Annotated in this window: 26 protein-coding genes; 19 read left to right on the forward strand and 7 right to left on the reverse strand. The window is 69.0% G+C overall.

The window, feature by feature from the left end; translation table 11 throughout:
* Nucleotides 1–98: 98 nt before the first annotated feature.
* From ATSB10_RS12835 to ATSB10_RS12860, 6 genes are all read left to right on the forward strand, one after another.
* On the forward strand, nucleotides 99–1,055 hold the full coding sequence (locus ATSB10_RS12835) for a hypothetical protein (RefSeq protein ID WP_063673178.1): 957 nt from the start codon (nucleotides 99–101) through the stop codon (nucleotides 1,053–1,055).
* 10 nt (nucleotides 1,056–1,065) lie between these two features.
* Nucleotides 1,066–3,729, forward strand: coding sequence for a glycerol-3-phosphate 1-O-acyltransferase PlsB (plsB, locus tag ATSB10_RS12840; RefSeq protein WP_063673179.1), 2,664 nt, complete (start codon nucleotides 1,066–1,068; stop codon nucleotides 3,727–3,729).
* Between the two features lie 61 nt (nucleotides 3,730–3,790).
* Nucleotides 3,791–5,155: a metal-dependent hydrolase family protein gene (locus ATSB10_RS12845; protein WP_063673180.1), complete on the forward strand. Its 1,365-nt coding sequence runs from the start codon at nucleotides 3,791–3,793 to the stop codon at nucleotides 5,153–5,155.
* A 52-nt stretch (nucleotides 5,156–5,207) separates the two neighbouring features.
* Nucleotides 5,208–5,975, forward strand: a complete 768-nt coding sequence (ubiE, locus tag ATSB10_RS12850) for a bifunctional demethylmenaquinone methyltransferase/2-methoxy-6-polyprenyl-1,4-benzoquinol methylase UbiE (RefSeq protein ID WP_063673181.1) — start codon at nucleotides 5,208–5,210, stop codon at nucleotides 5,973–5,975.
* 47 nt (nucleotides 5,976–6,022) lie between these two features.
* Nucleotides 6,023–6,433 (forward strand): hypothetical protein, encoded by a 411-nt coding sequence (locus ATSB10_RS12855; protein ID WP_063673182.1) that lies wholly within the window; start codon nucleotides 6,023–6,025, stop codon nucleotides 6,431–6,433.
* A 10-nt stretch (nucleotides 6,434–6,443) separates the two neighbouring features.
* Nucleotides 6,444–7,133, forward strand: coding sequence for a Pr6Pr family membrane protein (locus ATSB10_RS12860; protein WP_157469232.1), 690 nt, complete (start codon nucleotides 6,444–6,446; stop codon nucleotides 7,131–7,133).
* On the opposite strand, the gene ATSB10_RS12865 is transcribed toward ATSB10_RS12860, so the two are convergent.
* On the reverse strand, nucleotides 7,108–7,788 hold the full coding sequence (locus tag ATSB10_RS12865; protein ID WP_063674485.1) for a glutathione S-transferase family protein: 681 nt from the start codon (nucleotides 7,786–7,788) through the stop codon (nucleotides 7,108–7,110). The genes ATSB10_RS12860 and ATSB10_RS12865 overlap by 26 nt on opposite strands.
* Before the next feature lie 129 nt (nucleotides 7,789–7,917).
* On the opposite strand from ATSB10_RS12865, the gene acpA reads away from it, so the two are divergent.
* Nucleotides 7,918–9,642, forward strand: coding sequence for an acid phosphatase (acpA, locus tag ATSB10_RS12870; protein ID WP_063673184.1), 1,725 nt, complete (start codon nucleotides 7,918–7,920; stop codon nucleotides 9,640–9,642).
* Between the two features lie 202 nt (nucleotides 9,643–9,844).
* On the opposite strand, the gene ATSB10_RS12875 is transcribed toward acpA, so the two are convergent.
* Entirely contained in the window at nucleotides 9,845–10,762 is a 918-nt protein-coding gene (locus ATSB10_RS12875; RefSeq protein WP_063673185.1) for a DMT family transporter, read from the reverse strand.
* Between the two features lie 124 nt (nucleotides 10,763–10,886).
* Between ATSB10_RS12875 and ATSB10_RS12880 the strand changes: the two genes are divergently transcribed.
* The 8 genes from ATSB10_RS12880 (at nucleotide 10,887) to ATSB10_RS12910 (ending at nucleotide 17,787) form a co-directional block, all read left to right on the forward strand.
* Entirely contained in the window at nucleotides 10,887–11,381 is a 495-nt protein-coding gene (locus tag ATSB10_RS12880) for an Lrp/AsnC family transcriptional regulator (protein WP_063673186.1), read from the forward strand.
* Nucleotides 11,382–11,410: 29 nt separating this feature from the next.
* A complete protein-coding gene (pip, locus tag ATSB10_RS12885) occupies nucleotides 11,411–12,364 on the forward strand; it encodes a prolyl aminopeptidase (protein WP_063673187.1) in 954 nt (317 codons plus the stop codon).
* Nucleotides 12,365–12,672: 308 nt separating this feature from the next.
* A complete protein-coding gene (locus ATSB10_RS19890) occupies nucleotides 12,673–13,002 on the forward strand; it encodes a DUF2267 domain-containing protein (protein ID WP_425478126.1) in 330 nt (109 codons plus the stop codon).
* Between the two features lie 280 nt (nucleotides 13,003–13,282).
* A complete protein-coding gene (locus tag ATSB10_RS12890) occupies nucleotides 13,283–13,597 on the forward strand; it encodes an EF-hand domain-containing protein (RefSeq protein ID WP_063673188.1) in 315 nt (104 codons plus the stop codon).
* 82 nt (nucleotides 13,598–13,679) lie between these two features.
* Nucleotides 13,680–14,321: a glutathione S-transferase family protein gene (locus tag ATSB10_RS12895; protein ID WP_063673189.1), complete on the forward strand. Its 642-nt coding sequence runs from the start codon at nucleotides 13,680–13,682 to the stop codon at nucleotides 14,319–14,321.
* A gap of 81 nt (nucleotides 14,322–14,402) precedes the next feature.
* A complete protein-coding gene (locus tag ATSB10_RS12900; RefSeq protein WP_063673190.1) occupies nucleotides 14,403–16,262 on the forward strand; it encodes a M1 family metallopeptidase in 1,860 nt (619 codons plus the stop codon).
* A 98-nt stretch (nucleotides 16,263–16,360) separates the two neighbouring features.
* Nucleotides 16,361–17,383 carry an alpha/beta fold hydrolase gene (locus tag ATSB10_RS12905; protein ID WP_083966212.1) on the forward strand — a complete coding sequence of 341 codons (1,023 nt, stop codon included), beginning with the start codon at nucleotides 16,361–16,363 and terminating at the stop codon, nucleotides 17,381–17,383.
* Nucleotides 17,384–17,454: 71 nt separating this feature from the next.
* Nucleotides 17,455–17,787 carry a hypothetical protein gene (locus ATSB10_RS12910; protein WP_063673191.1) on the forward strand — a complete coding sequence of 111 codons (333 nt, stop codon included), beginning with the start codon at nucleotides 17,455–17,457 and terminating at the stop codon, nucleotides 17,785–17,787.
* 48 nt (nucleotides 17,788–17,835) lie between these two features.
* Here ATSB10_RS12910 and ATSB10_RS12915 read toward each other — a convergent pair whose 3' ends face one another.
* From ATSB10_RS12915 to ttcA, 5 genes are all read right to left on the reverse strand, one after another.
* Nucleotides 17,836–18,414, reverse strand: coding sequence for a methyltransferase family protein (locus ATSB10_RS12915; RefSeq protein ID WP_063674487.1), 579 nt, complete (start codon nucleotides 18,412–18,414; stop codon nucleotides 17,836–17,838).
* A 108-nt stretch (nucleotides 18,415–18,522) separates the two neighbouring features.
* Nucleotides 18,523–19,293: a M48 family metallopeptidase gene (locus ATSB10_RS12920; protein ID WP_063673192.1), complete on the reverse strand. Its 771-nt coding sequence runs from the start codon at nucleotides 19,291–19,293 to the stop codon at nucleotides 18,523–18,525.
* A gap of 134 nt (nucleotides 19,294–19,427) precedes the next feature.
* Nucleotides 19,428–20,345 carry a recombination-associated protein RdgC gene (locus ATSB10_RS12925; RefSeq protein WP_063673193.1) on the reverse strand — a complete coding sequence of 306 codons (918 nt, stop codon included), beginning with the start codon at nucleotides 20,343–20,345 and terminating at the stop codon, nucleotides 19,428–19,430.
* A gap of 244 nt (nucleotides 20,346–20,589) precedes the next feature.
* Nucleotides 20,590–21,789 (reverse strand): amino acid aminotransferase, encoded by a 1,200-nt coding sequence (locus tag ATSB10_RS12930; protein ID WP_063673194.1) that lies wholly within the window; start codon nucleotides 21,787–21,789, stop codon nucleotides 20,590–20,592.
* Nucleotides 21,790–21,828: 39 nt separating this feature from the next.
* Nucleotides 21,829–22,710, reverse strand: a complete 882-nt coding sequence (ttcA, locus tag ATSB10_RS12935) for a tRNA 2-thiocytidine(32) synthetase TtcA (protein WP_063673195.1) — start codon at nucleotides 22,708–22,710, stop codon at nucleotides 21,829–21,831.
* Between the two features lie 97 nt (nucleotides 22,711–22,807).
* Here ttcA and ATSB10_RS12940 point away from each other — a divergent pair, with 97 nt between their 5' ends.
* The 4 genes from ATSB10_RS12940 to ATSB10_RS12955 all read left to right on the forward strand — a co-directional run bounded on the left by ATSB10_RS12940 (nucleotide 22,808) and on the right by ATSB10_RS12955 (nucleotide 25,636).
* Nucleotides 22,808–23,014 carry a YdcH family protein gene (locus ATSB10_RS12940; protein ID WP_017463348.1) on the forward strand — a complete coding sequence of 69 codons (207 nt, stop codon included), beginning with the start codon at nucleotides 22,808–22,810 and terminating at the stop codon, nucleotides 23,012–23,014.
* Nucleotides 23,015–23,021: 7 nt separating this feature from the next.
* Complete coding sequence (locus ATSB10_RS12945) at nucleotides 23,022–23,621, forward strand: GNAT family N-acetyltransferase (RefSeq protein WP_063673196.1); 600 nt, start codon at nucleotides 23,022–23,024, stop codon at nucleotides 23,619–23,621.
* A 114-nt stretch (nucleotides 23,622–23,735) separates the two neighbouring features.
* Nucleotides 23,736–24,161 carry a hypothetical protein gene (locus ATSB10_RS12950; RefSeq protein ID WP_063673197.1) on the forward strand — a complete coding sequence of 142 codons (426 nt, stop codon included), beginning with the start codon at nucleotides 23,736–23,738 and terminating at the stop codon, nucleotides 24,159–24,161.
* The gene (locus tag ATSB10_RS12955) at nucleotides 24,158–25,636 is read left to right on the forward strand and encodes an ATPase domain-containing protein (protein ID WP_236886423.1); all 1,479 of its coding nucleotides are present in this window, start codon (nucleotides 24,158–24,160) and stop codon (nucleotides 25,634–25,636) included. Before ATSB10_RS12950 ends, ATSB10_RS12955 begins: the two co-directional genes overlap by 4 nt.
* The last annotated feature ends 16 nt before the right edge of the window (nucleotides 25,637–25,652 follow it).

A 25,652-nucleotide genomic window follows, 5' to 3' on the forward strand; every position in this document is an offset into this window, starting at 1 on the left:
CACGCCGGCGGGGTTTTCTTTTGCCGCACCGTGCGGCTGCCTTGTCCGCGCAACGGGCGGTCCGTAGCCTCGGTGCTTCCGCCACTTCCGTCCCCGCGATGCCCCGCCTGCCTCGCCGCCCCGCTCCACGCCTGCTCCTGCTGCTCGGCGCGCTGGTGCCGCTGTCCGGTTGTGGCCGCCACCAGGGCGAGCCGCCGACTCCCGGCAACGGCGGAGCCACCGCGGCGCTACGCGTACTGGTCGCGGACGTGCGCCATGACGATCTCGTGGCGTTCTGGAAGCACGGTCTGCCGCCGGCGACCTACGCCGCGGTCGAGCGGGACTGGCAGCGGCGCCAGCAGCAGGCGGCGACCGAGCGGGCGCGCGCGGGCTTCCGCGGATTCACGGACGGGTTCGACAGGCCGCGGGCCGCGGCGACCCTGGCCGCGCAATGGCAGCCCACCCTCGTGCGCCTCGACCGGCAATACAGCGACCAGCTACCCGTCCTCATCGCCATCGGTGGCGGCATGGTGCGGCAGGCGGCGAACCGCGCGCTCGCACTCGACACTGCGCACTCCCGCAGCCTGGAGCCGCTGCTGGCACCGTGGGTCAGCTGGGCGGAACAGGCCCCCTGGCTCGACCTGGACCGCAGCCGGCAGGCCGCGGAAGTCGCCGTGGAGACCGTGCGATCGCTGCGCCTGACGACGTTCTCGCGGGTCAGCACCCTCGATTTCACCGCGGCCATGGCCCGGGCCTCGCGCCTGCTGGCTGGAGCCAAGCGGTGCCTCGCGCTTTACGGCCTGTCACTCGACGAGGTACTCGATTCCGCGCAGGTGAGCCTGGCATCGCGGAAGGGCGACCTGGCCTGGGTGCGCATCGACTACGTCTTGCAGGGCCAGCCCCGGCAGGCGGTGCTGAGGATGCAACGGGTCGACGGGCACTGGTATCCCATGGCGCTCCCCCGGCTCGCCGGGACCATCGATCCACCGGACTGGGCGGGCTGGGCCCAGTTCGCGCCGGACCGGGCCGGTGTCGTGGCCAGGACCGGAGACCCCCGCGCTGTCCCGGTACAATAGGCGGATGCCCATGACCTCTTCGATGGACACGCCCCCCAAGAGCCGCGCGCCGTGGTGGTTCAACCTGCTCGGCCACCTGCTCGAGCCGTGGGTGAAACTGCGTCGCGACCCGGCCGAGCCCGCCGCCCTGCTCCAGGCCGGCGTGCCGGTGTGCTACGTGATCGAGCGCGACGGCATCTCCGACGCGCTGATCCTGGAACGCGCCTGCCGCGAGGCCGGCCTGCCCTCGCCGATGCAGCCGCTGCCGGGCACCCGCCGGCGGCGCTCGGTGCTGGCGCTGGGGCGCAGCGACGGCCTGGTGCTGGGCAAGAACCGCCAGCGCTCGCCGAAGGATGCGCTGGGCCAGCTCACCCGCGCGCTGGAAGGCGACCCCGGGCGCGACGTGCAGATCGTCCCGGTGTCGATCTATGTGGGCCGTGCGCCGAGCCGCGACAGCGGATGGTTCCGCGTGCTGTTCTCCGAGAACTGGGTGGTGGTCGGCCACTTCCGTCGCCTGCTGGCGCTGCTGCTGAACGGCCGCGACACCGTGGTGCAGTTCTCCGATCCGGTGTCGCTGCGCGAGGCGCTGGCCGATGCCGGCGAGATCCCGCCGGAACGCTTCGCCCGCAAGATCGCCCGCGTGCTGCGCGTGCATTTCCGCCGCATCCGCGCCGCGGTGATCGGCCCCGATCTTTCGCACCGCCGTACCGTGGTCGACGCCGTGCTCAACGCCGAGCCGGTGCGTGCCGCGATCACCGCCACCGCCAGCAAGGAGAAGATCTCCTATGCCAAGGCCTGGCGCCGCGCGCAGAAGCTCATGCTGGAGATCGCCGCGGACTACTCGCATCCGGTGGTGCGCTCGGCCTCGTTCGTGCTGTCGAACTTCTGGAACAAGCTGTACGACGGCATCGCCATGCACCACTTCGACAAGGCCCGCGCCGCCGCGCCCGGCTTCGAAGTGGTGTACGTGCCCAGCCACCGCAGCCACGCCGACTACCTGCTGCTGTCCTACCAGCTGCATGCCTCCGGCGTGGTGGTGCCGCACATCGCCGCCGGCGTGAACCTCAACCTGCCGGTGATCGGCCCGATCCTGCGCCGCGGCGGCGCGTTCTTCCTGCGCCGCAGTTTCAAGGGCAATGCGATGTACTCGGTGATCTTCAACGAGTACATGGCCCAGCTGATCGACCGCGGCGTACCGATCGAATACTTCATCGAGGGCGGCCGCTCGCGCACCGGCCGGCTGCTGGCGCCGCGCGCCGGCCTGCTGGCGATGACGGTGCGGGCGTTCCTGCGCGCGCCGCGCCGCCCGGTGCTGTTCCAGCCGGTGTACATCGGCTACGAGAAACTGATGGAGGGCAAGTCGTACGCGGGGGAGCTGTCCGGCAAGCCGAAGGAGAAGGAATCGCTGATCGGCCTGATCAAGGGCCTGAAGGTGCTGCGCCAGCGCTACGGCCACGTGGCGCTGAACTTCGGCGAGCCGATCGAACTGACCCCGATGCTCGACGCGGCCAGCGCGCAGTGGCGCGCCGTCGGCGGCGATCCGGACGCCAAGCCGGAATGGCTGGGCAGCGTGGTCGACCGGCTGGCCGAGCAGATCCAGGTCAACATCAACCGCGCCGCGGACGTGAACCCGATCAACCTGCTGGCGCTGGCACTGCTGGCCACGCCCAAGCACGCCATGGCCGAGGCCGACCTGCTCACCCAGCTGGAGCTGAGCAAGGCGCTGATCGAGGAGCTGCCCTACTCCGACCGCGTCACGCTGACCCCGATGGACCCGGCGGGCATCATCGCCTACGGCGAACAGATGGGCTGGATCCGCCGCGTCAGCCACTCGCTCGGCGACGTGCTGGTGGCGGACGACGAGCAGGCGGTGCTGCTGTCCTACTTCCGCAACAACGTGCTGCACCTGACCGCCACCGCGGCCTGGGTCGCCTGTTGTTTCCTCAACAACCGGCGCATGTCGCGCGGCTCGGTGCTGCGGCTGGGCAAGATCATCTACCCGTTCATCCAGGGCGAGCTGTTCCTGCCGTGGGACACCGAGGGCTTCGGCCAGCAGATGCAGGCGACGATCGATTTCTTCCTGCGCCGCGGCCTGCTCGAGGCCAGCGGCGAAGGCCGCGTGCTCGAGCGCGGCCCGGGCCAGGAGGATGCGGCGTTCCAGCTCAAGGTGATCGCCCGCAGCCTGACCCAGGCGTTCGAGCGCTACTACATCACGCTGGCCGCGCTGGCCAAGAACGGGCCGCACACGATGACCGCGGCCGAACTGGAAAATGCCTGCACGCTCACCGCCCAGCGGCTGTCCCTGCTCAGCGAGCAGGCCGCGCCGGAGTTCTTCGACAAGGCGCTGTTCCGCGGCTTCATCCAGAAGCTGCGCGAGCGCAGGATCGTGTGGACCGACGAGGCCGGCAAGCTCGATTACGACCGCGCACTGGAAGAAATGGTGCGCGACGCGCGGGTGATCCTGGCCCGCGAAGTGCGCCACTCGATCCTCAAGATCACCCCGGGCGGCGAAGACAAGGCCGAGCACGACGCCGAGACCGCGGCGCTGCCGCCGGCCGATGCCACGCCGCCGGACGCCTCGCCGGCCGACCTGCACGCCCGCCACGTGGAAACGGCCCATCGCCAGCACGTGCACGAGCCGGTCGCCGCCGAGGCGGCGGCCGACGCCCCCCCCGAAGGCAAGTCCGACCAATAGCCACTGGCCGCCCGCGGCGGCCCGTGCCTACCATGGCGCTTTCCCCTGCCGGAGCGCCTCCATGACCGTCCGTCCCGTCGCGATCGCCCTTGCCGCCGCGCTGGCCCTGCCCGCGGCCCGGGCCGATGCTCCCGCCGCCCCGGCAAGCAAGGGCCGCATCGCCATGGTGACCTGCGGCCACGCCATCGACACCGCCGCCGGCAAGCTGCTGGGCGAAACCACGGTGATCGTCGAGGACGGCGTGATCCGCGAGGTGCGCCCCGGTGCGGTCGACCTGAAGACGATGGGCGACCAGGCGCAGGCCGTCGGCAAGGCGTTCGAGGCGCACGTGTTGCCGACCTCCACCTGCCTGCCCGGCCTGATCGACGCGCATACCCACCTGACCGACGAAACCAGTCCTACCGGCTACTCCGACCAGTTCCGCTGGAACATCGCCGACTACGCGGTGCGCTCCACCGTGTACGCGAAGCGCACCCTGATGGCCGGCTTCACCACTGTGCGCAACGTCGGCGACCAGCAGAACGACTCGGTCGCCCTGCGCAACGCGATCAACGCCGGCGTGCTGCCCGGCCCGCGCATCTACACCGCCGGCGTGCCGATCGGCTCGACCGGCGGCCACGCCGATCCGACCGACGGCTACCGCAGCGACCTGGCCGGCAATCCCGGTCCGAAGGACGGCATCATCAACAGCCCCGAGGACGCCTGGAGGGCGGTGCGCCAGCACTACAAGGACGGCGACGACCTGATCAAGATCATGCCCTCCGGCGGCGTGCTGGACGAAAGCGCCAGCGCCGACAACCCGCAGATGACGCTGGAGGAGATCAAGGCCGTGGTGGCCGCCGCGCACGACTACGGCTTCACCGTGGCCGCGCACGCCCACGGCGCCGAGGCGATCCGCCGTGCGGTGCTCGGCGGGGTCGATTCGATCGAGCACGGCACCTTCATGAACGAGGCGGACATGAAGCTGATGAAGGAGCACGGCACCTGGTACGTGCCCACCATCATCGCCGGCAAGTACGTCGAGCAGATGGCCGCCATCCACGGCTACTACCCGGACCAGGTGGCGGCCAAGGCGAAGCAGGTCGGCCCGATCATCCAGGCCACCGCCGGCAAGGCCTACCGGGCCGGGGTGAAGATCGCCTTCGGCACCGACGCGGCGGTCTACCCGCACGGGCAGAACGCGAAGGAGTTCAAGTACATGGTGGACGCCGGCATGCCGCCGATGTACGTGCTGCAGGCCGCCACCACCCACGATGCCGAACTGCTGCACCAGGCCAGGCGGCTGGGCCAGCTGGCACCGGGCTTCGTCGGCGACGTGGTCGCCGTGCCGGGCAACCCGCTGGAGGACATCACCCTCATGCAGAAGGTCGGCTTCGTGATGAAGGACGGAGTGGTCTACAAGGAGGACGGCAAGCCGGTTCTCTGAGGGGGGAAATCCACAGCGGAATTGGCCGTCCGATCCCTGTACGATTGCACCGATGAACGAGTCCCCCAAACCCGACCCGGCGCCGACCACGCATTTCGGCTTCCGCGACGTGCCCGTCGGCGAGAAGCAGAAGCTGGTCGGCCAGGTATTCACCTCGGTCGCGCGCAGCTACGACCTGATGAACGACCTGATGTCGTTCGGCGTCCACCGGCTGTGGAAACGCCATTTCGTGGCGATCAGCGGCATCCGCCGCGGTGACCGCGTGCTCGACCTGGCCGGCGGCACCGGTGACATCGCCGCGCTGCTGCGGCCGGTGGTCGGCAAGGATGGCGAGATCGTCGTCGGCGACATCAACGCATCGATGCTGCAGGTCGGCCGCGACCGGATGACCGACCGCGGCCTGGTCGAAGGCCTGCGCTGGAGCCAGCTCAACGCCGAGTGCCTGCCGTTCCCGGACAACAGCTTCGACGCGGTGACGATGGCGTTCGGCCTGCGCAACGTGACCGACAAGGACAAGGCGCTGGCCGACATCTGCCGCGTGCTCAAGCCCGGCGGCCGCGCGCTGGTGCTGGAGTTCTCGCGGGTGCAGAACGAGGCGTTCGGCAAGCTCTACGATTTCCATTCGTTCAACATCCTGCCGAAGCTCGGCAAGCTGTTCGCCGGTGATGCGGACAGCTACCAGTACCTGGCCGAGTCGATCCGCAAGCATCCGGACCAGGCCACGCTCAAGGGCATGATGGAGCGCGCCGGCTTCGGCAAGGTCGAGGTGCGCAACCTCACCAACGGTATCGTGGCGATCCACAAGGGCTGGAAACTCTAAGCAGACCATGCGGCCCGGGGGCCGCCGCCGACAGGGGGACGCTGGTGATGTGGCTCGAACCGCTCCGGATGTTCTTCCTCACCCGCCCACTCACCTTCGCTGCCGCCGGCCTGTTCCGGCTCTCGCCCCTGGTCGGCGTGTCCGCGTGGCACGCGGTGGTCCGCCGCCCGCCCACGCACGGCTGGTGGCTGGCCGCCTGGACGGCCAGCGCGGCGCTGATCGTTCTGATGGCCGTGGTCGAGCGGCGCTGCAGCACCCGCGACCGCTCCTTCCATGGCGGCATGCTGGTGATCGCCGCCTCCACCTCCTCGCGCTGGATCGTGCCGGACCTGCTGCTGGTGCCGGCCAGCCTGCTGTTCGCGCAGGCGATCGCCTGCCTGATCGCGCTGGGCAGTGATCCGGCGCAGGAGTTTCAGGAGCTGGTGCATGCGTTCTACCGGCACCGCCTGTCCTCGTGATCGTGCCCCGATGACGCCCCGCGCCCCCGACCCACGCTCCGCGCCGCCGGATAGGCGCGCGCGCGGACTGGCGCTGGTGGCGCTGCTCGCCGGCGTGTTCGCGCTGGGCCTGCAGTTCGCACTGACGCTGGCGACGGTGCACCGGCAGGGCTTCGGCGCCGAGCGGGCGCTGTGGATCTACCTCGGCTACTTCACCATCCTCACCAACGCGCTTGGCGCGCTCTCGCTGGCGCGGCTGGCGGCCGGCCACCGCGACGGCCTGCTCGCCCGCGACGAGGACCTCACCGCGATTGCCGCCAGCCTGCTGATCGTCGGGCTGGTCTACAACCTCGTATTGCGTCAGACCTGGCACCCGACCGGCTGGGCCGATGTCACCGACGAGCTGCTGCACGTGGCGATGCCGCTGCTGTACCTGGCGACCTGGTGGGTCGCCGGACGCGGCCAGGCAGTCTCGCGTTCGCGCCTGCTGGCCTGGATGGCCTACCCGGTCGTGTACCTCGCGTACGCGCTCGGTCGCGCCGCGCTCGACGGCCGCTATCCGTACCCGTTCCTCGATGTGGCGACGCTGGGATGGGTACGGGTGCTGGGCAACGCGGCGCTGGTCGGCCTCGCGTTCGTCGGGATCGGCGCCGCGCTGGCCTGGCTGGCCGCGCGGCGCCCCCTGCGGCCGGCGCTCAGCGGGCGCGCAGGTCCGCGGTGATCGTGCCGACCTCGGCCGACTCCACGTCGTGCGGCGTGTCGCGCCAGGTTTCGGCCAGCGCCTCGTCGTACCAGCGGCGCATCGACGGCAATGCGAGCATGCGCTCGACCCAGCCGCTCGCCTCGGGCGAGAGCGACAGTCCGTAGGTCTGCACGCGGAACGCCACCGGCGCGTAGAAGGCATCCACCGCGGTGAAGCGGTCGCCGGCCAGGAACGGGCCGCCGAAACGGCGCAGGCCTTCGCGCCACAGCTCGTCGATGCGTGCCACGTCGGCGGCCAGCTGCGGGCCGACTTCGTGCAGGCGGATACGCAGGCCGCAGCTCATCGAACACTGCTGGCGCAGCGCGCCGAAGCCCGAGTGCATCTCCGCCGTGGCGCAGCGCGCCCAGGTACGCGCGGCGGCGTCCTGCGGCCAGGCCGGATGGTGCTCGGCGAGGTACTCGACGATGGCCAGCGAGTCCCACACCACGGTGTCGCCGTCGCGCAGGCAGGGCACGCGGCCGTTCGGCGAAAACGCGCGGAAGGCCTCCCAGTTGGAACCGGGCGCGAACGGGTGCATCCGTTCCTCGAACGGCACGCCCAGCTCGTGCAGCAGCACCCACGGCCTCAGCGACCACGACGAGTAGTTCTTGTTGGCGATGTGCAGGGTGATCATGCGGAACAACCTCTTCGGTCACGGACAAAAACGGAATTTCCTGCGGCGCACGGGCCAGATGGCGCATGGATCGGCGGGGACGGCGTGCGTATGCTCTCCGATCCCCAAGCATCTCCCGCCTGACCCGCCATGACCAGCAAGCCACCCCGCGACGACACGCCCTCCCGCACCCCCGACGCACCGCGCGATCCGCAGCGGCGACGCCTGCTCGGCGGGCTGGCGGTGGCCGGTGCCGGCCTGGCGCTGGGCGGCGAGGCGGCCCGCGCGGCGGTGGCCGCCGCCGGCGCGGAGGGTGCAGCCCCGCTCGATGACGCGGCGATGGACGCGCTGCTTCGCGAGCACATCGACCACGTGGTGGTGCTGTACGCGGAGAACCGCAGCTTCAACAACCTGTTCGCCGGCTTCCCCGGACTGGCCGAACCGCTGGAGGCGCTGCCGCCGGAGCGCGCCGTGCAGATGGATCGCGACGGCACGCCGCTGAAGACCCTGCCGCCGATCTGGCACGGCCTGGTGCCGCACGCGCAGACCGTCAACCACCGCACCTACCACGTGCAGGAGGCGGACCTCACCGGCCTGCCCAACGCGCCGTTCGCGCTGCACACGCCCGATGGCGAGCCGCTGCCCCAGGGCGTGGTGACACGCGACCTGATCCACGCGTTCTACCAGAACCAGATGCAGATCAGCGGCGGCCGCAACGACGGCTTCGTCGCCTGGGGCGACTCCGGCGCACTGGTGATGGGCCACTACGGCGACAACGCGGTGAACCTGCGGCTGTGGCGCCTGGCCGAGCAGTACACGCTGTGCGACCGCTTCTTCATGGGCGCCTTCGGCGGTTCGTTCCTCAACCACCAGTATCTGGTCGCCGCGCAGCCGCCGTTCTACCCGCACGCGGACACCAGCCCGGCGCAGTACAACATCGCGGTCACCGAAAGCGGTCGCGTCGACGACCCGCGCCTGAAGCTGGCGCACGACTCGCCGGCCAGCGCGATGAACGGCAAGCCGAAGTTCGAGGGGCGCTCCACGCTGACCCCGGACTTCCATGCCGTGAACACCATCGGCCCCGCCTACGCGCCGGCGTTCACCCAGGATCCCACCGATCCGACCCGTGCCGACCCGGCCAGCCCGAACACCCTGCCGCCGCAGCACCACAAACATATCGGCGACATGCTCTCGGCCAAGGGCATCGACTGGGCCTGGTATGCCGGCGCGTTCCAGGCCGCGCTGGACGGCCACGGCGATGGCCCCGAGGGCGAGTTCCCCGACCGGCCGAACTTCCAGGTGCACCACCAGCCGTTCAACTACTTCGCTTCGCTGGCTCCCGGCACCGCAGCACGCAGGCAGCACCTGCGCGACGGCGGCCTGGGCGAGACGGCACCCGGCAACAAGTTCGTCGCCGATGCGCTGGCCGGCACGCTGCCGCCGGTGGCGTTCTACAAGCCGCAGGGCAACCTCAACATGCACGCCGGCTACTCCGACGTGGAGGCCGGCGACCGCCACCTCGCCCGCGTGGTGCAGGCGCTGCAGAAGAGCCCGCAGTGGAAGAAGATGCTGATCGTCATCACCTTCGACGAGAACGGCGGCTGGTGGGACCACGTGGCGCCACCGAAGGGCGACCGCTGGGGTCCGGGCACGCGTATCCCGGCGATCATCGTCTCGCCGTGGGCGAAGAAGGGGCACGTCGACCACACCACCTACGACACCGGATCGATCGCCCGCTTCATCACCCGCCGTTTCGGGCTGCAGAAGCTGCCCGGGCTGGCACTGCGCGAGGAGGCCATGCTCGCCGCGGGTGGGCCGGCTCCGGGCGACCTCACCGCGGCGCTGGATTTCGGGCGGACGAAACGCAGCGGCTGAGTCGGCCGCCTTCGCGACACGCATGACCGGCCCGGAACCTCTGCCGGGTTCGCGACGCCGCCCGCACGGGTCGACCGGTGCGGGCCCTTCGCAAAATCGGTCGCCCACAAGGTGGGCTCCTACCACTGCGTCCGGCCCGGTAGGAGCGCACCCTTTGCGCGACCGGCATCCGCGCTGATCAGGCATCACGCGCAGCCGATGCTCAGGGCTCGCACGCCGCCACGTCGCGCGGCGCCGGCGGCAGCGCCCGCCGCCGGGTGTTCGCCAGCACCACGCCGGCCACGGTGACCACGCCGCCGACCAGGGTCAGCGGCCCCGGCCGCTCGCCCAGCCAGAACCAGCCGATCAGCACCGCGATTGGCGGCGAGAAGTAGATGAAGCTGGATACCTGCGAGGCCGAACTGCGGTGGATCGCCACGTTCCAGGCGATGTAGCCGATGAAGGTCGGTGCCACGCCCAGCCACAGCAACGACGCGATCGCCGGCCACGGCGCGGCGGCCAGCGCCTGCGGCAGGTGGATGCCGAACGGCAGCGCGCCCAGCGTGCCGGCGAAGAAGCCGAACGCGGTCACGCCCAACGCGCTGCTGCGCGCGAAGTACGGCTTCACCCCGACGAAGTAGATCGCCGAGGCCAGCACGCTCACCAGAACCAGCGCGGCCATCGGCTCGAAGCGCACCTGCTTGCCGCTGGCCAGCACTACCAGCACCACGCCGATCAGCGCCACGCCGAGTCCCGCCAGCGTACGCACCGGCAGTCGTTCGCCCATCCACAGTGCCGACACGGCGGCGGTCGCTGCCGGTACCAGCGAGATCAGGATCGATGCGGTGCCGCTGGCGATGCGTGTCTCCGCATGGTTCAGCGCCAGGTGGTAAACGGTGAATCCGATGATCCCCAGCACCAGCAGGCCCGGCCATTCGCGCCGCGCCGGCAGCGGCACGCGGCGCACGGTGAGGAACAGGCCAAAGCACAGCGAGGCGATCGCCAGCCGCGCCAGCGCCACCTCGCCGGGGGTGAAGGCCGCCAGGGCGTAGGCGATCGCCGCATAGGCCGAGGACCAGGTGAGCAGGGCGACGCCGACCAGCGCCAGGGCGCGGGCGTCGAGTCGTTCGGGGCTAGCCATGGTGAACAGATCCGGGGACGGGGAAGTGCGCATGCTAGTGAGCAGCCCCGTCGCCATGAATAATGGATCGACGGGGCCAACCGAGCCTCGCCATCGAATCAATGATTCTTCAGGGAGAGCTACCGTGGATTCCAAACCCGATATCGATGCCAAGGACTGGCAACTGCTCGAGGCGCTGCAGGCCGATGCGCGTCTGGGCTATGCCGAGCTGGGCCGGCTGGTGCACCTGTCGGCGCCGGCGGTAGCCGAACGGGTGAAGCGGCTGGAAGAGGCCGGGGTGATCCGCGGCTACCGCGCCGTGATCGACCCCCGGCGACTGGGCTACAGCATCGACGCGATGGTGCGGCTGCGCTGCGATGGCGGCGTGTGCAAGCGCATCGGCGAGATCGTCGAGGACATCCCCGAGGTGCTCGACTGCCGGCGACTGGCCGGCGAGGACTCGGCGCTGCTGCACCTGGTGGCGATGTCGATCGCCCATCTGGAAACCGTGCTCGACCGCCTGCTGAAGATCCATCCCAGCATCAGCACCACCACCCTGGTGGTACTGCAGGCACCGCACGTGAACCGGCCGATCACCCGTTCGATGTGGAACGCTGCCGCCGCACTGCCGGTGGACTAGGCTTGTCGCTCGCCATCACGGAGCCCGACATGCGCGCGCTGTACCCCGAGATCACCCCGTATGCCACCGAGCACCTGCCGGTGGATGCCCTGCACACGCTCTACGTGGAACAGTGCGGCAACCCCGAGGGGCTGCCGGTGATCTTCCTGCACGGCGGACCGGGCGCGGGACTGTCGGACTACCACCGCCGCTTCTTCGACCCGGCGCGCTACCGCATCGTGCTGTTCGACCAGCGTGGCGCCGGCCGGTCCACGCCGTTCGCCGAACTCACCGACAACACCACCTGGCATGCGGTGGCCGACATCGAGGCGATCCGCGAGCACCTGGGCATCGAGCGCTGGGTGGTGTTCGGCGGCTCGTGGGGCTCCACCCTGGCGCTGGCCTACGCGCAGACCCACCCGGAACGCGCGCTGGCGCTGGTGCTGCGCGGCATCTTCCTCGGCCGCGACGAGGAGCTGCGCTGGTTCAACGAAATGGATGGCGGCTCGCGGCAGATATTCCCCGAGCGCTGGGCGCGCTTCGTCGCGCTCATTCCCGAAGCCGAGCGCGACTCCATGCTCGAGGCCTACTGGCGCCGGCTCACCAGCCCGGACGAAGCCATCCGGCTGGCCGCGGCGCACGCCTGGAGTGCCTGGGAAGGCGGCGGCACCACCCTCGTGCACGACCCGGACGGCGGCGGCGACTTCGACGACCCGCATCGCGCCGTCAGCCTGGCGTTGATGGAGGCGCACTTCTTCCGCCATCGCATCTTCCTGGAACCGGACCAGTTGCTGCGCGACGTCGACCGCATCCGGCATGTCCCCGCCACCATCGTGCACGGACGCTACGACATCATCTGCCCGATGAAGAGTGCCTGGGACCTCAGCCAGGCCTGGCCCGAAGCGGAGCTGCGCGTGGTGCTCGCCGGCCACAGCGCGACCGACCCGGCAATCGTCGACGCGCTGGTCACCACCACCGACGCGCTGGCCGACCGCTACGCCTGACCGCACCAAGGTAACGGTGCGCTCCTGAAGCGCACCTCGGGCATCGTCCCGGGGAACGCGCGACACACCAGCACGCTGTCAGGTCAGCGTCTCCCGCACGATCCTGATTGCACTCAACAAAAAGATATGATGACTAACAGTTCGTTCAAGGCGGACGGCTGCGCCGCCGCTCAATTCCAGCGTTGGACCCCACGCCATACACCTTCGCATACTCGATGACCTGGCCACTTGAGTACCAGCTCGCTTCGCTTGAGTTTGAAAGATTCATGGTCGCAGCGCGTGACGCAGCGGGGCTCCAGACTACGAACATGGCCTGGAACATGGTTGAAGGCGTACTCCACGCCTTTCGGCGTCGCCTCACTGTGGATCAGGCTCTACGCTTTGCCGATTGCCTCCCGCCCGTGGTTCGAGCCTTGTTTCTCGAGAACTGGCACCCGGACTCCAGCCCTACGCCTTTGGGCACTCCAGAGGAGATCCTTGCGGAAGTCCGGAGCGTGAGGCCCAAGCACAACTTCTCGCCGCCAAACGCTGTTGAGGCTGTGGCAACGGCGCTTCGGGCATGCATAAAGGGGGAGGCACTTGAACGGGCCCTCTCTGCCCTACCTATCGGCGCAACGGACTTCTGGGCGACTTCTTGATTTCAAGCCTTCGACCCGCGGTAGCGCATCGGGTGATGGCCTAACCCTCCGGTCGAACGGACGGTAGTTCCTACGGTTTAGTGGACACCCTGATCCAACTTTTCAGGAGTGCCCCATGCCCAGGCATGGTCCAGGAACCACCGCCCGCTACAGCGAGCGCTTCAAGGCTCCGTCATCCACCTGAGCCAGTTCGCAGACGCAGGACGTCAGTCGACTACTCCGGCCGATCCTCGCATCACGAGTGGTGCGATACTCGCGGCGGCCATCCAAGGAGATCGCCATGCGCCATGCACGTCTGATCCTGGCTTCCTGCTTCGCCCTCGCCGCCTTGCCAGCCGCTGCGCAGCACGGCATGGGCGGCCTGGCCAACGACGCCGCCATCGCGATCAAGAACATGAAGATCGCCGACCGCAACCATGACGGATTGATCTCCCGCGAAGAGGCGGAGAAGGGGCCGGTGCCGTTCATCCGTGCCCACTTCGACCAGATCGATCGCGAGCATCGCGGCGCGGTCTCGGTCGACGACGTAAAGGCCTACGTGCGTTCGCTGCAACCGAAGCCGGCGGCCGCATCTTCAACCAACAGCGGCAGCTGATCGCCGGGTTGCGCAAGAAGCGGATGGCGCCGGTGCCGGCCGGCTGAGGACACTGGGCTCCCCAACCACATGAGCCCATCCGATGCTGACCCTGTTCGACTACCTGCCCTCCCAGAACGCCTGGAAAGTCCGCCAGCTGCTGCAGCACCTGCAGCGGCCCTACCGCACGGTGGAAGTGAGCATCTTCGAGGGTGACGGCCAGCGGCCCGAGTACCTGCGCATCAGCCCGACCGGCACAGTGCCGGCGATCCAGCTGGAGGACGGCCGCGCGCTGGCCGAGTCCAACGCGATCCTGTTGTACCTCGCCGAGGACACGCCCTACCTGCCCGACGATGCCTTCGGCCGCGGCAAAGTGTGGCAGTGGCTGAGCTTCGAACAGGAACGGGTGGAGTCGGTGATCGGCACGCTGCGCCACTGGACGCTGACCGGCAAGCTGGCGCGACGCGCGACGGCGCTTGTGGAAGCGAAGCGCGCGGCGGCGCAGCGGACGCTGGCGATCCTCGAGCGTGAACTCGCGGAGCGGTCGTTCCTCGCCGGCGAGCGCTACACCATCGCCGACATTGCGGTGTTCGCCTACGGCAGCCGCGCCGACGAGGCCGGCTTTCCGCTCGACGGCTACCCGGCGATCCGCGGCTGGATCGCGCGCGTGCGGGCGCAGCCCGGGCACCTGGCCGCCACCCACCCATACGCCATCGACCCGCATTCGGGCGGCGACCTGCCCTGAGCAACCGGGCCTTCGGGCACGGGTCGGCGCGGGAGGGCCAATGGCATACTCGGGGTTTTCCGTCTGCCGGAGTGGTCCCCGATGCGCCTGTTGTCCACGCTCGCCGCGAGCGCCCTGCTGCTGCCGCTGGCGGCCCATGCGACCGATCCGTACTCGTACGCGCAGCCCGACCAGGTCAGGGTCACCCATCTCGACCTCGACCTGAAGCTCGACTTCCCGCACCAGGAACTGCACGGCCGCGCCACGCTCAGCCTGAAGTGGGTCAACCCCAAGGCGAGCTCGCTGGTGCTGGACACGCGTGACCTGAAGATCGCCAGCATCGAAGGTATCGACGCGAAAGGCCACGCCCACGCGCTGACCTACGCGCTGGCGCCGCGCGACAAGCAGCTGGGCAGCAAGCTCACCATCGCCACGCCGGACCATCCGGCCAAGGTGCGCATCGTCTACGACACCTCGCCAGAAGCCACCGGCCTGCAGTGGCTGACCAGGGCGCAGACCGCCGACAAGAAGCTGCCCTTCATGTTCTCGCAGAGCGAGTCGATCCACGCCCGCTCGTGGGTGCCGCTGCAGGATTCACCGGCGATACGCATCACCTACGACGCCCACGTCACCGCGCCGAAGGGCGTGCGCGTGGTGATGAGTGCGCTGAACGACCTCCACCACCCGCTCGACGGCGACTTCCGCTTCGACCAGCCGCACCCGATCCCCTCGTACCTGCTGGCGATCGCCGCCGGCGACATCGCCGCCGAGGCCACCGGGCCGCGCAGCGCGGTGTATGCCGAGCCGTCGATGGTGCACAAGGCGGCGCACGAGTTCGAAGACACCGAGAAGATGATCGCCACCACCGAGAAGCTGTACGGCCCGTATCGCTGGGGCCGCTACGACCTCATCGTGCTGCCGCCGTCGTTCCCGTTCGGCGGCATGGAAAACCCCAACATGACCTTCGCCACGCCGACCATCGTGGTCGGCGACAAGAGTCTCGCCTCGGTGATCTCGCACGAGCTGGCGCACAGCTGGTCCGGCAACCTGGTGACCAACGCCACCTGGCGCGACGGCTGGCTCAACGAGGGTTTCACCACCTACGTGCAGGGCCGCATCACCGAGGCGGTGTACGGCAAGACGCTGGCCGACGAAGAGGCGTTGCTTTCGGCCCGCGCGCTGGAGAAGAGCATCGGCACGATGCCGCCGAACAGCCAGAAGCTGGCACCCGTGCCGGGCAAGGTGGATGCGGACGATGCACTGTCCGACGTCGCCTACGACAAGGGCTCGTGGTTCCTGCGCACGCTGGAGCAGCGCTTCGGCCGCGCCGCGTTCGACCCGTACCTGAAGAGCTACTTCGACCACTTCGCGTTCCAGAGCATCACCACCGAGCAGATGCTGGCCTTCCTCAAGGCGAACCTGATCGACAAGTACCCCGGCAAGATGAGCATGGCCGAGGTGAACGAGTGGGTCTACGGCACCGGCATCCCGAAGAACGCACCGCTGCCGACCTCGGCGCGCTTCGACATGATCGACGCCAAGGTGAAGGCCTTCACCGCCGGCACGCTGGCCGCCGACAAGCTCGACGCGAAGGACTGGAACACCCAGGAGTGGATGTACTTCCTCGACCGCCTGCCCGACACGCCGAAGCTCGCGCAGATGCAGGCGCTGGACGCGGCCTGGCACCTCACCGGCACGCCGAACGCGGAGATCGGCATGCGCTGGTACATCCACGCCATCGCCGCCGGCGACAAGGCGGTATGGCCGGCGGCGCGCGAGCACATGACGCGGATCGGCCGCATCTACCTTACCGCACCGGTGTACCGCGCCTTCGCCGCCTCGCCCGACGGCCTGGCCTATGCCGAGGCGGCATACGCGAAGGCGAAGGACGGCTACCACCCGCTGACCCAGCAGGTGATCGAGGGCATCTTCGCGAAGGCGAAGACGAAGTCGGCGAAGTGATCGTCAGGGGACGGGGCACGAAACGCCCCGTTCCAGCCGAACCGGCGCCCACCCACGCTGTCACATCCCGGTTGTTTCCGACCGTCAGGCTTCCTCCCATGGCAAAGCAGACCTCCTCCTCCCGCTCCGTCGCACCGCCCCCGGCCGGCCCCGGCAGCCGTCCGCTGTGGCAGCGCCTGCTGATCCGGCGGCTGAAGTTTCTCGCCGCGGTGGTGGCGGTGATCGGTCTCGGCCTGGGCGCGTGCTACCTGTTCGCTCCGCAGTGGCTGATGCGCGCGGATGCGGCACGCCAGGCGATGGCCGCGCACCTGGACGAGAAAACGGTGCAGGCCGGCGGCGCCCACTGGTCGTACTACGAGGGTGGCGAAGGGCCGACCCTGGTGCTGCTGCACGGCTACGACTCGAACAAGGCGGTGTGGCTGAAAGTGGCGGCGAAGCTCAGCCCGCACTTCCACCTGGTGATCCCGGACCTGCCCGGCTGGGGCGACTCCTCGCGCGACCCGGGCGCCGACTACGACGTCGACACGCAGGCCGCGCGGCTGGATGGCTTCATGCAGGCGCTGGGGCTGCGCAACGTGACCCTGGTCGGCCACTCGATGGGCGGCGCCATCGCCGGCGTCTATGCCGCCGAACACCCGGAACGGGTCAACCGGCTGGTGCTGGTCGACTCCTTCGGCCTCAAGCAGAAGGAGAACGCGTTCGCCCGCGAGGCGCTGGCCGGCACCAACCCGTTCGACTACGACGACCGTGCCGGCTTCCAGCGTGCGTTCGCGCTGGCGTTCGAGAAGGTGCCGGACCTGCCGGGGCGCTTCATCGACGTGTTCATCGCGCGCAACAAGCGCGACCGCGCCTTCCTCGACAAGGTGTTCAACGAGCTGCGCCAGCCCTCGCAGTATCTCTCCGTGCAGCAACGCCTGGACCAGCTGACCATGCCGGTGATGGGCCTGTGGTGCGCCGGCGACAAGATCAGCGACATCTCGGCGATGGACAGCCTGCGCGACGGCCTGGTGCACGCGCCGGCGATCAGCAGCACCACGCTGGCCGGCTGCAATCACATGCCGATGCTGGAGAAACCCGAGCAGACCGCGCAGGTGCTGACCGCGTTCGAGCTGTCGCACTGAGGCCTCTTTACGCCGCAAGAATTCACGACGACACTCCCCGGCTCCATTGACGGAGCAGACAGGGGAAGGGGATGGCGTTTCTGAAGGTGATATTCCTGCTGGCGGCGCTGGTGGCGCTGCTGATCGCACCGGTGATGTACACGGCACGCGCGCTCGGTGCGCAACGCACCACGATCGGGCCGGTGCTCGGCTCGCTGGTGCTGCAGGTGATCCTGTCGCGGATGCTCGACGCACTGCACTTCGGCGGCATGTTCGTGCATTTCGTGCTGGCGCTGGCCGGCGGCGCACTGATCTACCAGTGGGTGCTGGAGACGACGTTCCTGAAGGGCGTCGCGATCAGCCTGATCAGCAGCGTGATCATGCTGGTCGGGGCCCTGGTCATCCTGAAGATGGCGCTCGGGTAAGACCGGAACCGCATCCGCGTCCCTTCGGGAGGCGCGGGTGCGGTGTCCTCAGAGCAGGCCCGGCACCAGCGCCTTCGTCCGCTGCATGTAGGCCGCGTAGCGTTCGCCGAACTGCTCGCGCATCCAGCGCTCCTCCAGCCGCAGCTTGAACCAGAACGAGACGCCCACGATGGCCGTGCCGAGCAGGCCGCGCCACTCGCCCTGCGCCAGCGCGGTGCCGAAGAAGGCCAGCAGCAGGCCGGTATAGATCGGATGGCGCACCCAGCGGTACGGACCGCGCTCCACGAGTTCGTGATCCTGCTTGACCTGCACCACGGCGCTCCAGTTGCGGCCGAGGATGTTCCGCGCCCAGATCGCGAACAGCACGCCGGCCCAGACCAGCAGCGCTCCGAGGATCGACAGCGCCGCCTCGGGCGGCACGAAGCGCAGGCGCAACAGCGAGCCTTCGCCGCCGCGCCAGGGCAACACCAGCACCGTGCCGACCATCAACGGTAGCCAGTGCTTGAGCAGGCGAAGCACGAACGGCTCGCTGCGGACGGCGGCCTTCGCGTCCCGGGCGCGGATCGCCCAGTACAGCAGGAACACCAGCCAGCCGGCCTTGATGATGTCGCCGAGGGGGAGATGCATCGTCATTGCCTGGAGCCATCCGTGAGGGAGACTCAGCTTGGCCGCCGACGACGGGGGCGGCAAGTTACACCCGTCATCCAACGGCGCGGCCCGCGCGCCGAAGCCGGGTCAGTCCGCCACGTCGGCCACCAGCCGGTCCAGCTCGGCCTTCAGCACGGCGCCGTTCTGGCGCAGCCAGTCGCGCTGTTCCTGCCAGTTCGGGAACAGGGTTTCCACCTGCGCCCAGAATCGCGGCGAGTGGTTGCGTACCTTCAGGTGGCACAGCTCGTGGGCCAGCACGTAGCGCAGCGCGGCCGGGGGGGCCAGCGCCAGCGCGAGGTCGAGGTTGATGCGGTCGCGCGTGTCCAGGCTGCCCCACAGACTCTTCAGCGGGCGCACCTTCAGTGCGGTGGGCGCCAGGCCGAGCTGGGGTACGTACTGCGCCAGCCAGCGCGATACGTCGCGGCGGATCAGCGACTCCAGATGCGAGGCGAGCAGCCCGCGCGCCACCGGCAGCGCCCGGGTATGCGGGCGCGGCAGGATGAGCGTGAGCACACCCTCACCGCTGGCAATACGCGGGTACGGGCCCTCGTCCCAGTCCAGCCAGATGCGTTCGCCGCGCAGCGGGATCTCCACCGGTTGGCCGACCCGCAGCGGCGGCAGCGGCTTCACCAGCAGGTTCAGCTCGTCGAGCTTCTGCTCCAGCCAGTCGGCGTGGCTGCGCAGGAAGGCGCTGACCTGGGCCGGATGGGTGCCGCGCGGGTAGCTGACCCGGGCGCCCTTGGGCGTGACGGTCAGGCGCAGGCGGCGCGCACGCGGATGGGCGGCCTTGAGCACGCGGATCGTGCTGCCGCCCGTGGTCGCCAGTTCCAGCCAGTCGCCTTCCAGTTGCTGCGCCATGCCCAGTTGCCCGCCAGAAAACACGGCCCCGCGAGGGGCCCGATTGGATTCTGGCAGGGATTGGCGACGGAGAGGTGATGATTCAAGCGGTCGCGCGTCGACCCGCGAAAATCATCACCATACGGCTGCGTACGTCAGGCGTCGGCCGGCCGCGGCAGGCCGAACCACTCCTCCAGCTTGGCCAGCAGGCGCTCGATCTCCAGGGTCAGCAGGGCGAAGCTGGCATCGGCCTCGGCGGCGGCGTCCTGGTGGCTGTCGCCCATCTCGTCGAGCACCACGTCGAGGAACTTCAGCTTGCGCACCACCAGGTCCTCGCCGAGCACGAAGCTCATGCGGTCGTCGAACACCAGGCCAAGCTGGAACACCTGCTTGCCGTTGCGCAGGTGCTCCTTGATCTCCTCGCTGTCCAGGTCCTGGCGGCGGCACTTGGCGATCGCACCGGTGGCGCTGCCCGGATCGCGCAGTTCCACCTCGTCGCCCAGCGCCAGCCCGGCCGGCAGGGTGCCGTTGGCCAGCCAGTCGGTCATCAGCACGCGCGGGCCTTCCTCCGGCGCCAGCGGCACGGCGGGAAAGCTGCCCAGCGCCTCGCGCACCTGGCTCAGCGCGTTTTCGGCCGACTTGCGGCTGGCGGTGTCGATCACCAGCCAGCCGTGCTTCTTGTCGACATAGGCCGAGAGCCGCGAGTTGCGCACGAAGGCGCGCGGCAGCAGCTCGTTGAGCAGGTCTTCCTTGATCCGCTTGCGCTCGCGGCCGCCGACCTTGCGGCCTTCCTCCTCGGCGATCTTCTGCACCTTGCGCTGCAGCTCGTCGTTGATCACCGCCGCCGGCAGCAGCTTGTCCTCGCCGCCCACGGTGAGCCAGGTGCAGGCGTTCACCGCATGGGTGAGCGCCGCCTCCTCACCGCGGCCGACCGGCGGCACGAAACCGCGGGTGGACATCTCCATCGGCCCGCACGGGCGCAGGCGGTGCTCGGCGAGCACCTCGTCGAGGCGGTTCAGGTCGTCGGCGACGGCTGGGGAAAAGCGGAACAGGGTGAGATTGCGGAAGAACATGCAGGATCCGGGTTGGGGGTAGCCGCGCCGCGGTAGGGCCTGACTACCTTATGAAGATGTCATGGCCGATGCCATGGAGATGCTCCGAAAGACTTCGGATTTCCTCACCGTCATCCCGGCGAAAGCCGGGATCCAGCGTCTTTCGAGGTGTACGGCAGAGGCGCTGGATTCCGGCTTTCGCCGGAATGACGGCTAGCTGGAGCGAGGCTATCGTGCGCAACGCGCACCGTCTGCGACAGCGCCCTCAGCCCACCACCTTGGCAATCGCGTCGGCGACGTAGTCGAGGTTCTGGGTGTTCAGCGCGGCCACGCAGATGCGGCCGGTGGTCAGCGCATAGATCGCGAATTCCTCGCGCAGGCGCTCCACCTGCGGCTTGCTCAGGCCGGAGTAGGAGAACATCCCCGCCTGGCGCTGGATGAAGCCGAACTCGTGGCCGTGGGCGGCCAGCTTCTGCACCAGCCCGGCGCGCATGGCGTGGATGCGCTCGCGCATCTCGCCCAGCTCGCTCTCCCACAGCGCACGCAGCTCGCTGCTGGCCAGCACGCCGGCCACCAGCTGGCCGCCGTGGGCGGCCGGGCTGGAGTAGTTGGCGCGGATGGTCTGCTTGATCTTCGAGCGCAGGCGCGCGGCCTCGTCGCGGTCGGCGCCGATCATCGACAGCACGCCCACGCGCTCGCCATACAGCGAGAACGACTTGGAGTACGAGCTGGCCACCACGAACGCCTCGATGCCGGACTCGGCGAACATGCGCACCGCGGTGGCGTCGGCGTCGATGCCCTGGTCGAAGCCCTGGTAGGCCATGTCGACGAACGGCAGCAGGCCGCGCTCCTTCACCAGTTCCACCACCTGCGCCCACTGCACGGGCTCCAGGTCCACGCCGGTCGGGTTGTGGCAGCAGGCGTGCAGCAGCACCACGGTGCCCGGCTCCAGCTTGCCCAGGTCCTCCAGCATGCCGGCGAAATCCAGGCCGCGGGTGGCCTCGTCGTAATAGCGGTAGTCCTGCAGCTGGAAGCCGGCGGTGCGGAACACCACGTGGTGGTTGCCCCAGCTCGGGTTGCTGATCGCGATGCGTGCCCTGTCGCCGGCGACCTGCTTGAGCAGGTCCGCCGCCACGCGCAGCGCGCCGCTGCCGCCGATGGTCTGCGCGGTCGCCACGCGGCCGGCGTCGAGCAGCGGCGAGCCTTCGCCGAACAGCAGTTCCTGGCTCAGCTTGTTGTAGGCCGGCAGGCCATCGATCGGCAGGTATCCGCGCGGCTGCGTGTCACGCGCCAGCGCCTGCTCGACCTGCTGCACGGCTTTGAGCACCGGCACCCGTCCCTGCTCGTCGGTGTAGATGCCCACGCCGAGGTTCACCTTGTTCGGACGCGGGTCGGCGAGATAGGCCTCGGTCAGGCCGAGGATCGGGTCGCCGGGAGCCATTTCAACGGAAGCAAAGAAGGACATGTCGATACTCGAAGAGAGGAAAATTGGAAGTCTGGACGGCTAAACCGCGTCATCCGTGGCGGGCTCGCCAGCATACCCGGCCAGCCAGCCATGCGCATCGGCCCGGCCCGCGCCCTCGCGCGAACCGAGCGAGGCGAAGTCGAAAAGGTTGCGGTCGGCCAGCTGCGACGGGGCCACATTGCCCAGCGCGCGGAACATGGTCTCGGCACGGCCGGGGAACTGGCGCTCCCATTCGGCCATCATCAGCCCGACCTGCTTGCGCTGCAGGTTTTCCTGCGAGCCGCACAGGTTGCACGGGATGATCGGGAATGCCCGCTGGGCCGCGTACTCGGCGATGTCACTCTCCCTGCAGTAGGCCAGCGGGCGGATCACCACGTGGCGGCCGTCGTCCGAACGCAGCTTCGGCGGCATCGCCTTCAGGCTGGCGTGGTGGAACAGGTTGAGGAAGAACGTGGCGAGGATGTCGTCGCGGTGGTGGCCCAGCGCGATCTTGGTGATGCCGTTCTCGGCCGCCCACGAGTACAAGGCGCCGCGACGCAGGCGCGAGCACAGACTGCACATGGTCTTGCCGGCCGGGATCACCCGCGTCACCGTGCTGTAGGTGTCCTGCTCGATGATGTGGAACGGCACGCCGCGCGCGGTGAGGTAGTCCGGCAGCACGTGCTCGGGGAAGTCCGGCTGCTTCTGGTCCAGGTTCACCGCGATCAGCTCGAAGTGCACCGGCGCCTTCGCCTTGAGCGACAGCAGGATGTCGAGCAGGGTGTACGAGTCCTTGCCGCCGGACAGGCACACCATCACCTTGTCGCCGTCCTCGATCATGTTGAAGTCGGCGATCGCCTGGCCGACCTGGTGGCGCAGGCGCTTGGCCAGCTTGCCGGCCTCGTAGGCCTGCTTGCGGGAAGATTCGGGAGTGGCGGACATCGGGGCTTGAACCGGATTGGAAGCGCGACATTGTAGCCCGCTGACCGGCACCGGGCCGGAGGCGTACACTGCGCGCCTACCTCCTCGTGCGCGTGCCATGACGGAACCGGATCAACCCTCGATCGCCCAGACCCTGTTCGAACTGCGCCGGGAGCACCGCGAGCTGGACGCGCTGGTGACCCATCTGCAGGCCACCGGCTTCCGCGACGAGCTGCAGGTCACCCGCATGAAGAAGCGCAAGCTGCTGCTGAAGGACGCCATCGCGCGGCTGGAAAGCAAGCTGATCCCCGACCTCGACGCCTGAGCCCCGCATGACGACGCTGGCCCCGGTCCACCTGGAAGACGACCACGTCCTGCTCGAGCCCCTGCACGCCGACCACGCCCCCGCACTGGAGGCCGCGGCCGCCGATGGCGAGCTGTGGAACCTGTGGTTCACCAGCGCGCCGCCACCGGGGACCTCGGCCGACTACATCGCCGCGGCGCTGGCTGGCCAGGCGACGGGGCGGATGCTGCCGTTCGCCGTGCGCGAGAAGCGCTACGGCGAGATCGTCGGCTCGACCCGCTACTACGATTTCGATCCGGCGCTGCCGCGCGTGGCGATCGGCTACACCTGGTACGCGAAGCGCTGGCAGAAGAGTCACCTCAACACCGCCTGCAAGCGACTGTTGCTGGGCCACGCGTTCGAGCGGCTCGGCTGCGTGGCGGTGGAGTTCCACACCGACCACCGCAACCTCGACTCGCAGCGTGCGATCGAGCGCCTCGGCGCCCACCGCGACGGCGTGCTGCGTGCCCACAAGCGGCGCCCGGACGGCAGCCTGCGCGACACCGTGTGCTACTCGGTGCTGGCCGGCGAGTGGCCGGACGTACGGCGCTGGCTGGCGATGCGCCTGCAGCGCCTGGTCGTGGCTTGATCAGCGGCTCTGCGGCGAGCCCTCACGCTCTGTGAACATGGCTGGCCGCCAATGAGCCTATGCTGATGGATGGTCGCGGCGTCCGCATGAACGCCGGACTCCACGGGATCACCGATGCACCATGATGGAAACGAGATCCCGGCCTCGTGGGGAAAGATGGCCGCCGCAGGCACCGACGCCGGGCAGATTGCGGAGCACGCCGTTGTCTTGTGGCGGGGTGTCAGTGCGGCCCTGTCGCCGATCGTTGGCCCGGCTGGCGTGGCCGCGCTGTACCAGCGCAGCATCCACCTGACCCGTACCGGGCATCCCGGGTTGCCATCCGCCAGCGCGCCGGATCCGGCGCCGGACGAATTCGAATCGCTGCGGCTGGCGTTGGCCGGGCTCTCCGGCACCGATGCTGCCGCCGCTGCCACCGCGCTGGCATACACGTTCCACGATCTATTGACCCATCTGATCGGTGATTCGCTCACCCGGCGTCTGCTGCAGTCCGTATGGATCTCCCCTCCGAGCGACCAAGCCGCACAGGACAACGCTTCATGAGCATGGCCAAAGCCACCATCCATCGGCTGCCCACCGGCGTGCCGGGGCTTGACGACATCCTCGGCGGCGGCTTGCCGGAGTTTTCGTTCAACGTGCTGGCCGGACCGCCAGGTTGCGGCAAGACCACCATGGCCCACCAGATCATGTTTGCCCTGGCCACCCGCGAGCGACCGGCACTCTACTTCACCGTGCTGGGCGAGCCGCCGCTGAAGATGCTGCGCTACCAGCAGCAGTTCGGCTTTTTCGACAGCGAAAAAGTGGGGCAATCCATCCACTTCATCAACCTGGCCGAGGAGGCCGGTACCGGCGACCTCGGCCAGGTGCTCGACCGCATCGTGGACGAGGTACACCGGCACGGGCCGGGGCTGGTATTCGTCGACTCGTTCCGCTCGGTGGTGCTCGCCGGCCGCGGCGGCGAGCAGACCTTCATCAGCCTGCAGCAATTCATCCAGCAGCTGGGCATGCTGATGACCAGCTGGCAGGCGACCACCTTCCTGCTCGGCGAGTACTTCCACGACAGCGATCCCAGCCCGATCTTCACCGTCGCCGACGGCCTGATCTGGCTGCGCCAGAGCGTCCAGGGCAACTCCATGGTGCGCAAGGTGGAGGTGATGAAGATGCGCGGACAACCGACCCAGCCGGGACTGCACACCTTCCGCATCGGCGACGACGGCATCCGCATGTTTGCACCGCCACCGCTGGCACCGACCAGCTCACCGCTGCTGGAGCCGTTCGGCCACCGCGTGGCGATGGGCGTACCGGGGCTCGACGCAATGCTTGGCGGGGGACTGCCGGCAGGCTATTCGCTGTTGGTGGCCGGACCCTCCGGCTCGGGCAAGAGCATCCTCGCCGGCGCCTTTCTTGCCGAGGGCGCAAGAAAGGGCGAGACCGGCGTGATCGCCGCCTTCGAGCAACGCGCCGACCACTCGCGCGGGCGTGCGGTGGTCGAACTGATCAAGAACGGCACCGTGGGGGTGGTGGACACGCGCGCGCCCGGGTTGTCGGTCGACGAGATGTCGATGCTGCTGCTCGCCGAAATCCACCGACTCAAGGCCACGCGCCTGGTGATCGACTCGCTGTCGGGCTTCGAGCTGGCGCTGGCCCCCACGTTCCGCGAGGACTTCCGCGAATCCCTGGCGCGCATGGTGTCCGCGCTGTGCGGTACGGGCGTCACCGTGCTGATGACCTCGGAACTGGAAGACCGCTATACCGAGTTGCGGTTCAGCCCGTACGGTACCGCCTTCCTCACCGATGCGATCATCGTGCAGCGCTACATCGAGGTCGACAGCCGGTTGCAGCGGGTGATGGCGGTGGTGAAGGTGCGGGCCAGCGCCCACTCGGACGAAGTGCGCCAGTTCTCCATCGACGACCAGGGCATCCGCATCGGGCAACCATTGACGGGCTATGAAGGTCTGTTCGGAGGTAGCCCCACGCGCCGCGCCGTGCCGTTGCCCGATGTCCCAGACGATGGATGACCGGCCCGCATCGCGG

Origin of the sequence: Dyella thiooxydans (genome assembly GCF_001641285.1) — a bacterium.
In the GTDB taxonomy this organism is placed as follows: Bacteria; Pseudomonadota; Gammaproteobacteria; order Xanthomonadales; family Rhodanobacteraceae; genus Dyella_A; species Dyella_A thiooxydans.

Bases quoted from the DNA above. Each gene is read 5' to 3' on its own strand.
- ATSB10_RS12910 (WP_063673191.1), top strand. From the start codon at position 17,455: ATGGCGTTTCTGAAGGTGATATTCCTGCTGGCGGCGCTGGTGGCGCTG.
- ATSB10_RS12890 (WP_063673188.1), top strand. From the start codon at position 13,283: ATGCGCCATGCACGTCTGATCCTGGCTTCCTGCTTCGCCCTCGCCGCC.
- plsB (WP_063673179.1), top strand. From the start codon at position 1,066: ATGACCTCTTCGATGGACACGCCCCCCAAGAGCCGCGCGCCGTGGTGG.
- ATSB10_RS19890 (WP_425478126.1), top strand. From the start codon at position 12,673: ATGGCCTGGAACATGGTTGAAGGCGTACTCCACGCCTTTCGGCGTCGC.
- ATSB10_RS12845 (WP_063673180.1), top strand. From the start codon at position 3,791: ATGACCGTCCGTCCCGTCGCGATCGCCCTTGCCGCCGCGCTGGCCCTG.
- ATSB10_RS12945 (WP_063673196.1), top strand. From the start codon at position 23,022: ATGACGACGCTGGCCCCGGTCCACCTGGAAGACGACCACGTCCTGCTC.
- ttcA (WP_063673195.1), bottom strand. From the start codon at position 22,710: ATGTCCGCCACTCCCGAATCTTCCCGCAAGCAGGCCTACGAGGCCGGC.
- ATSB10_RS12905 (WP_083966212.1), top strand. From the start codon at position 16,361: ATGGCAAAGCAGACCTCCTCCTCCCGCTCCGTCGCACCGCCCCCGGCC.
- ATSB10_RS12860 (WP_157469232.1), top strand. From the start codon at position 6,444: ATGACGCCCCGCGCCCCCGACCCACGCTCCGCGCCGCCGGATAGGCGC.
- ATSB10_RS12865 (WP_063674485.1), bottom strand. From the start codon at position 7,788: ATGATCACCCTGCACATCGCCAACAAGAACTACTCGTCGTGGTCGCTG.
- ATSB10_RS12920 (WP_063673192.1), bottom strand. From the start codon at position 19,293: ATGGCGCAGCAACTGGAAGGCGACTGGCTGGAACTGGCGACCACGGGC.
- ATSB10_RS12930 (WP_063673194.1), bottom strand. From the start codon at position 21,789: ATGTCCTTCTTTGCTTCCGTTGAAATGGCTCCCGGCGACCCGATCCTC.
- ATSB10_RS12940 (WP_017463348.1), top strand. From the start codon at position 22,808: ATGACGGAACCGGATCAACCCTCGATCGCCCAGACCCTGTTCGAACTG.
- ubiE (WP_063673181.1), top strand. From the start codon at position 5,208: ATGAACGAGTCCCCCAAACCCGACCCGGCGCCGACCACGCATTTCGGC.
- ATSB10_RS12855 (WP_063673182.1), top strand. From the start codon at position 6,023: ATGTGGCTCGAACCGCTCCGGATGTTCTTCCTCACCCGCCCACTCACC.
- ATSB10_RS12835 (WP_063673178.1), top strand. From the start codon at position 99: ATGCCCCGCCTGCCTCGCCGCCCCGCTCCACGCCTGCTCCTGCTGCTC.
- ATSB10_RS12875 (WP_063673185.1), bottom strand. From the start codon at position 10,762: ATGGCTAGCCCCGAACGACTCGACGCCCGCGCCCTGGCGCTGGTCGGC.
- pip (WP_063673187.1), top strand. From the start codon at position 11,411: ATGCGCGCGCTGTACCCCGAGATCACCCCGTATGCCACCGAGCACCTG.
- ATSB10_RS12900 (WP_063673190.1), top strand. From the start codon at position 14,403: ATGCGCCTGTTGTCCACGCTCGCCGCGAGCGCCCTGCTGCTGCCGCTG.
- ATSB10_RS12915 (WP_063674487.1), bottom strand. From the start codon at position 18,414: ATGCATCTCCCCCTCGGCGACATCATCAAGGCCGGCTGGCTGGTGTTC.
- acpA (WP_063673184.1), top strand. From the start codon at position 7,918: ATGACCAGCAAGCCACCCCGCGACGACACGCCCTCCCGCACCCCCGAC.
- ATSB10_RS12955 (WP_236886423.1), top strand. From the start codon at position 24,158: ATGAGCATGGCCAAAGCCACCATCCATCGGCTGCCCACCGGCGTGCCG.
- ATSB10_RS12950 (WP_063673197.1), top strand. From the start codon at position 23,736: ATGCACCATGATGGAAACGAGATCCCGGCCTCGTGGGGAAAGATGGCC.
- ATSB10_RS12895 (WP_063673189.1), top strand. From the start codon at position 13,680: ATGCTGACCCTGTTCGACTACCTGCCCTCCCAGAACGCCTGGAAAGTC.
- ATSB10_RS12925 (WP_063673193.1), bottom strand. From the start codon at position 20,345: ATGTTCTTCCGCAATCTCACCCTGTTCCGCTTTTCCCCAGCCGTCGCC.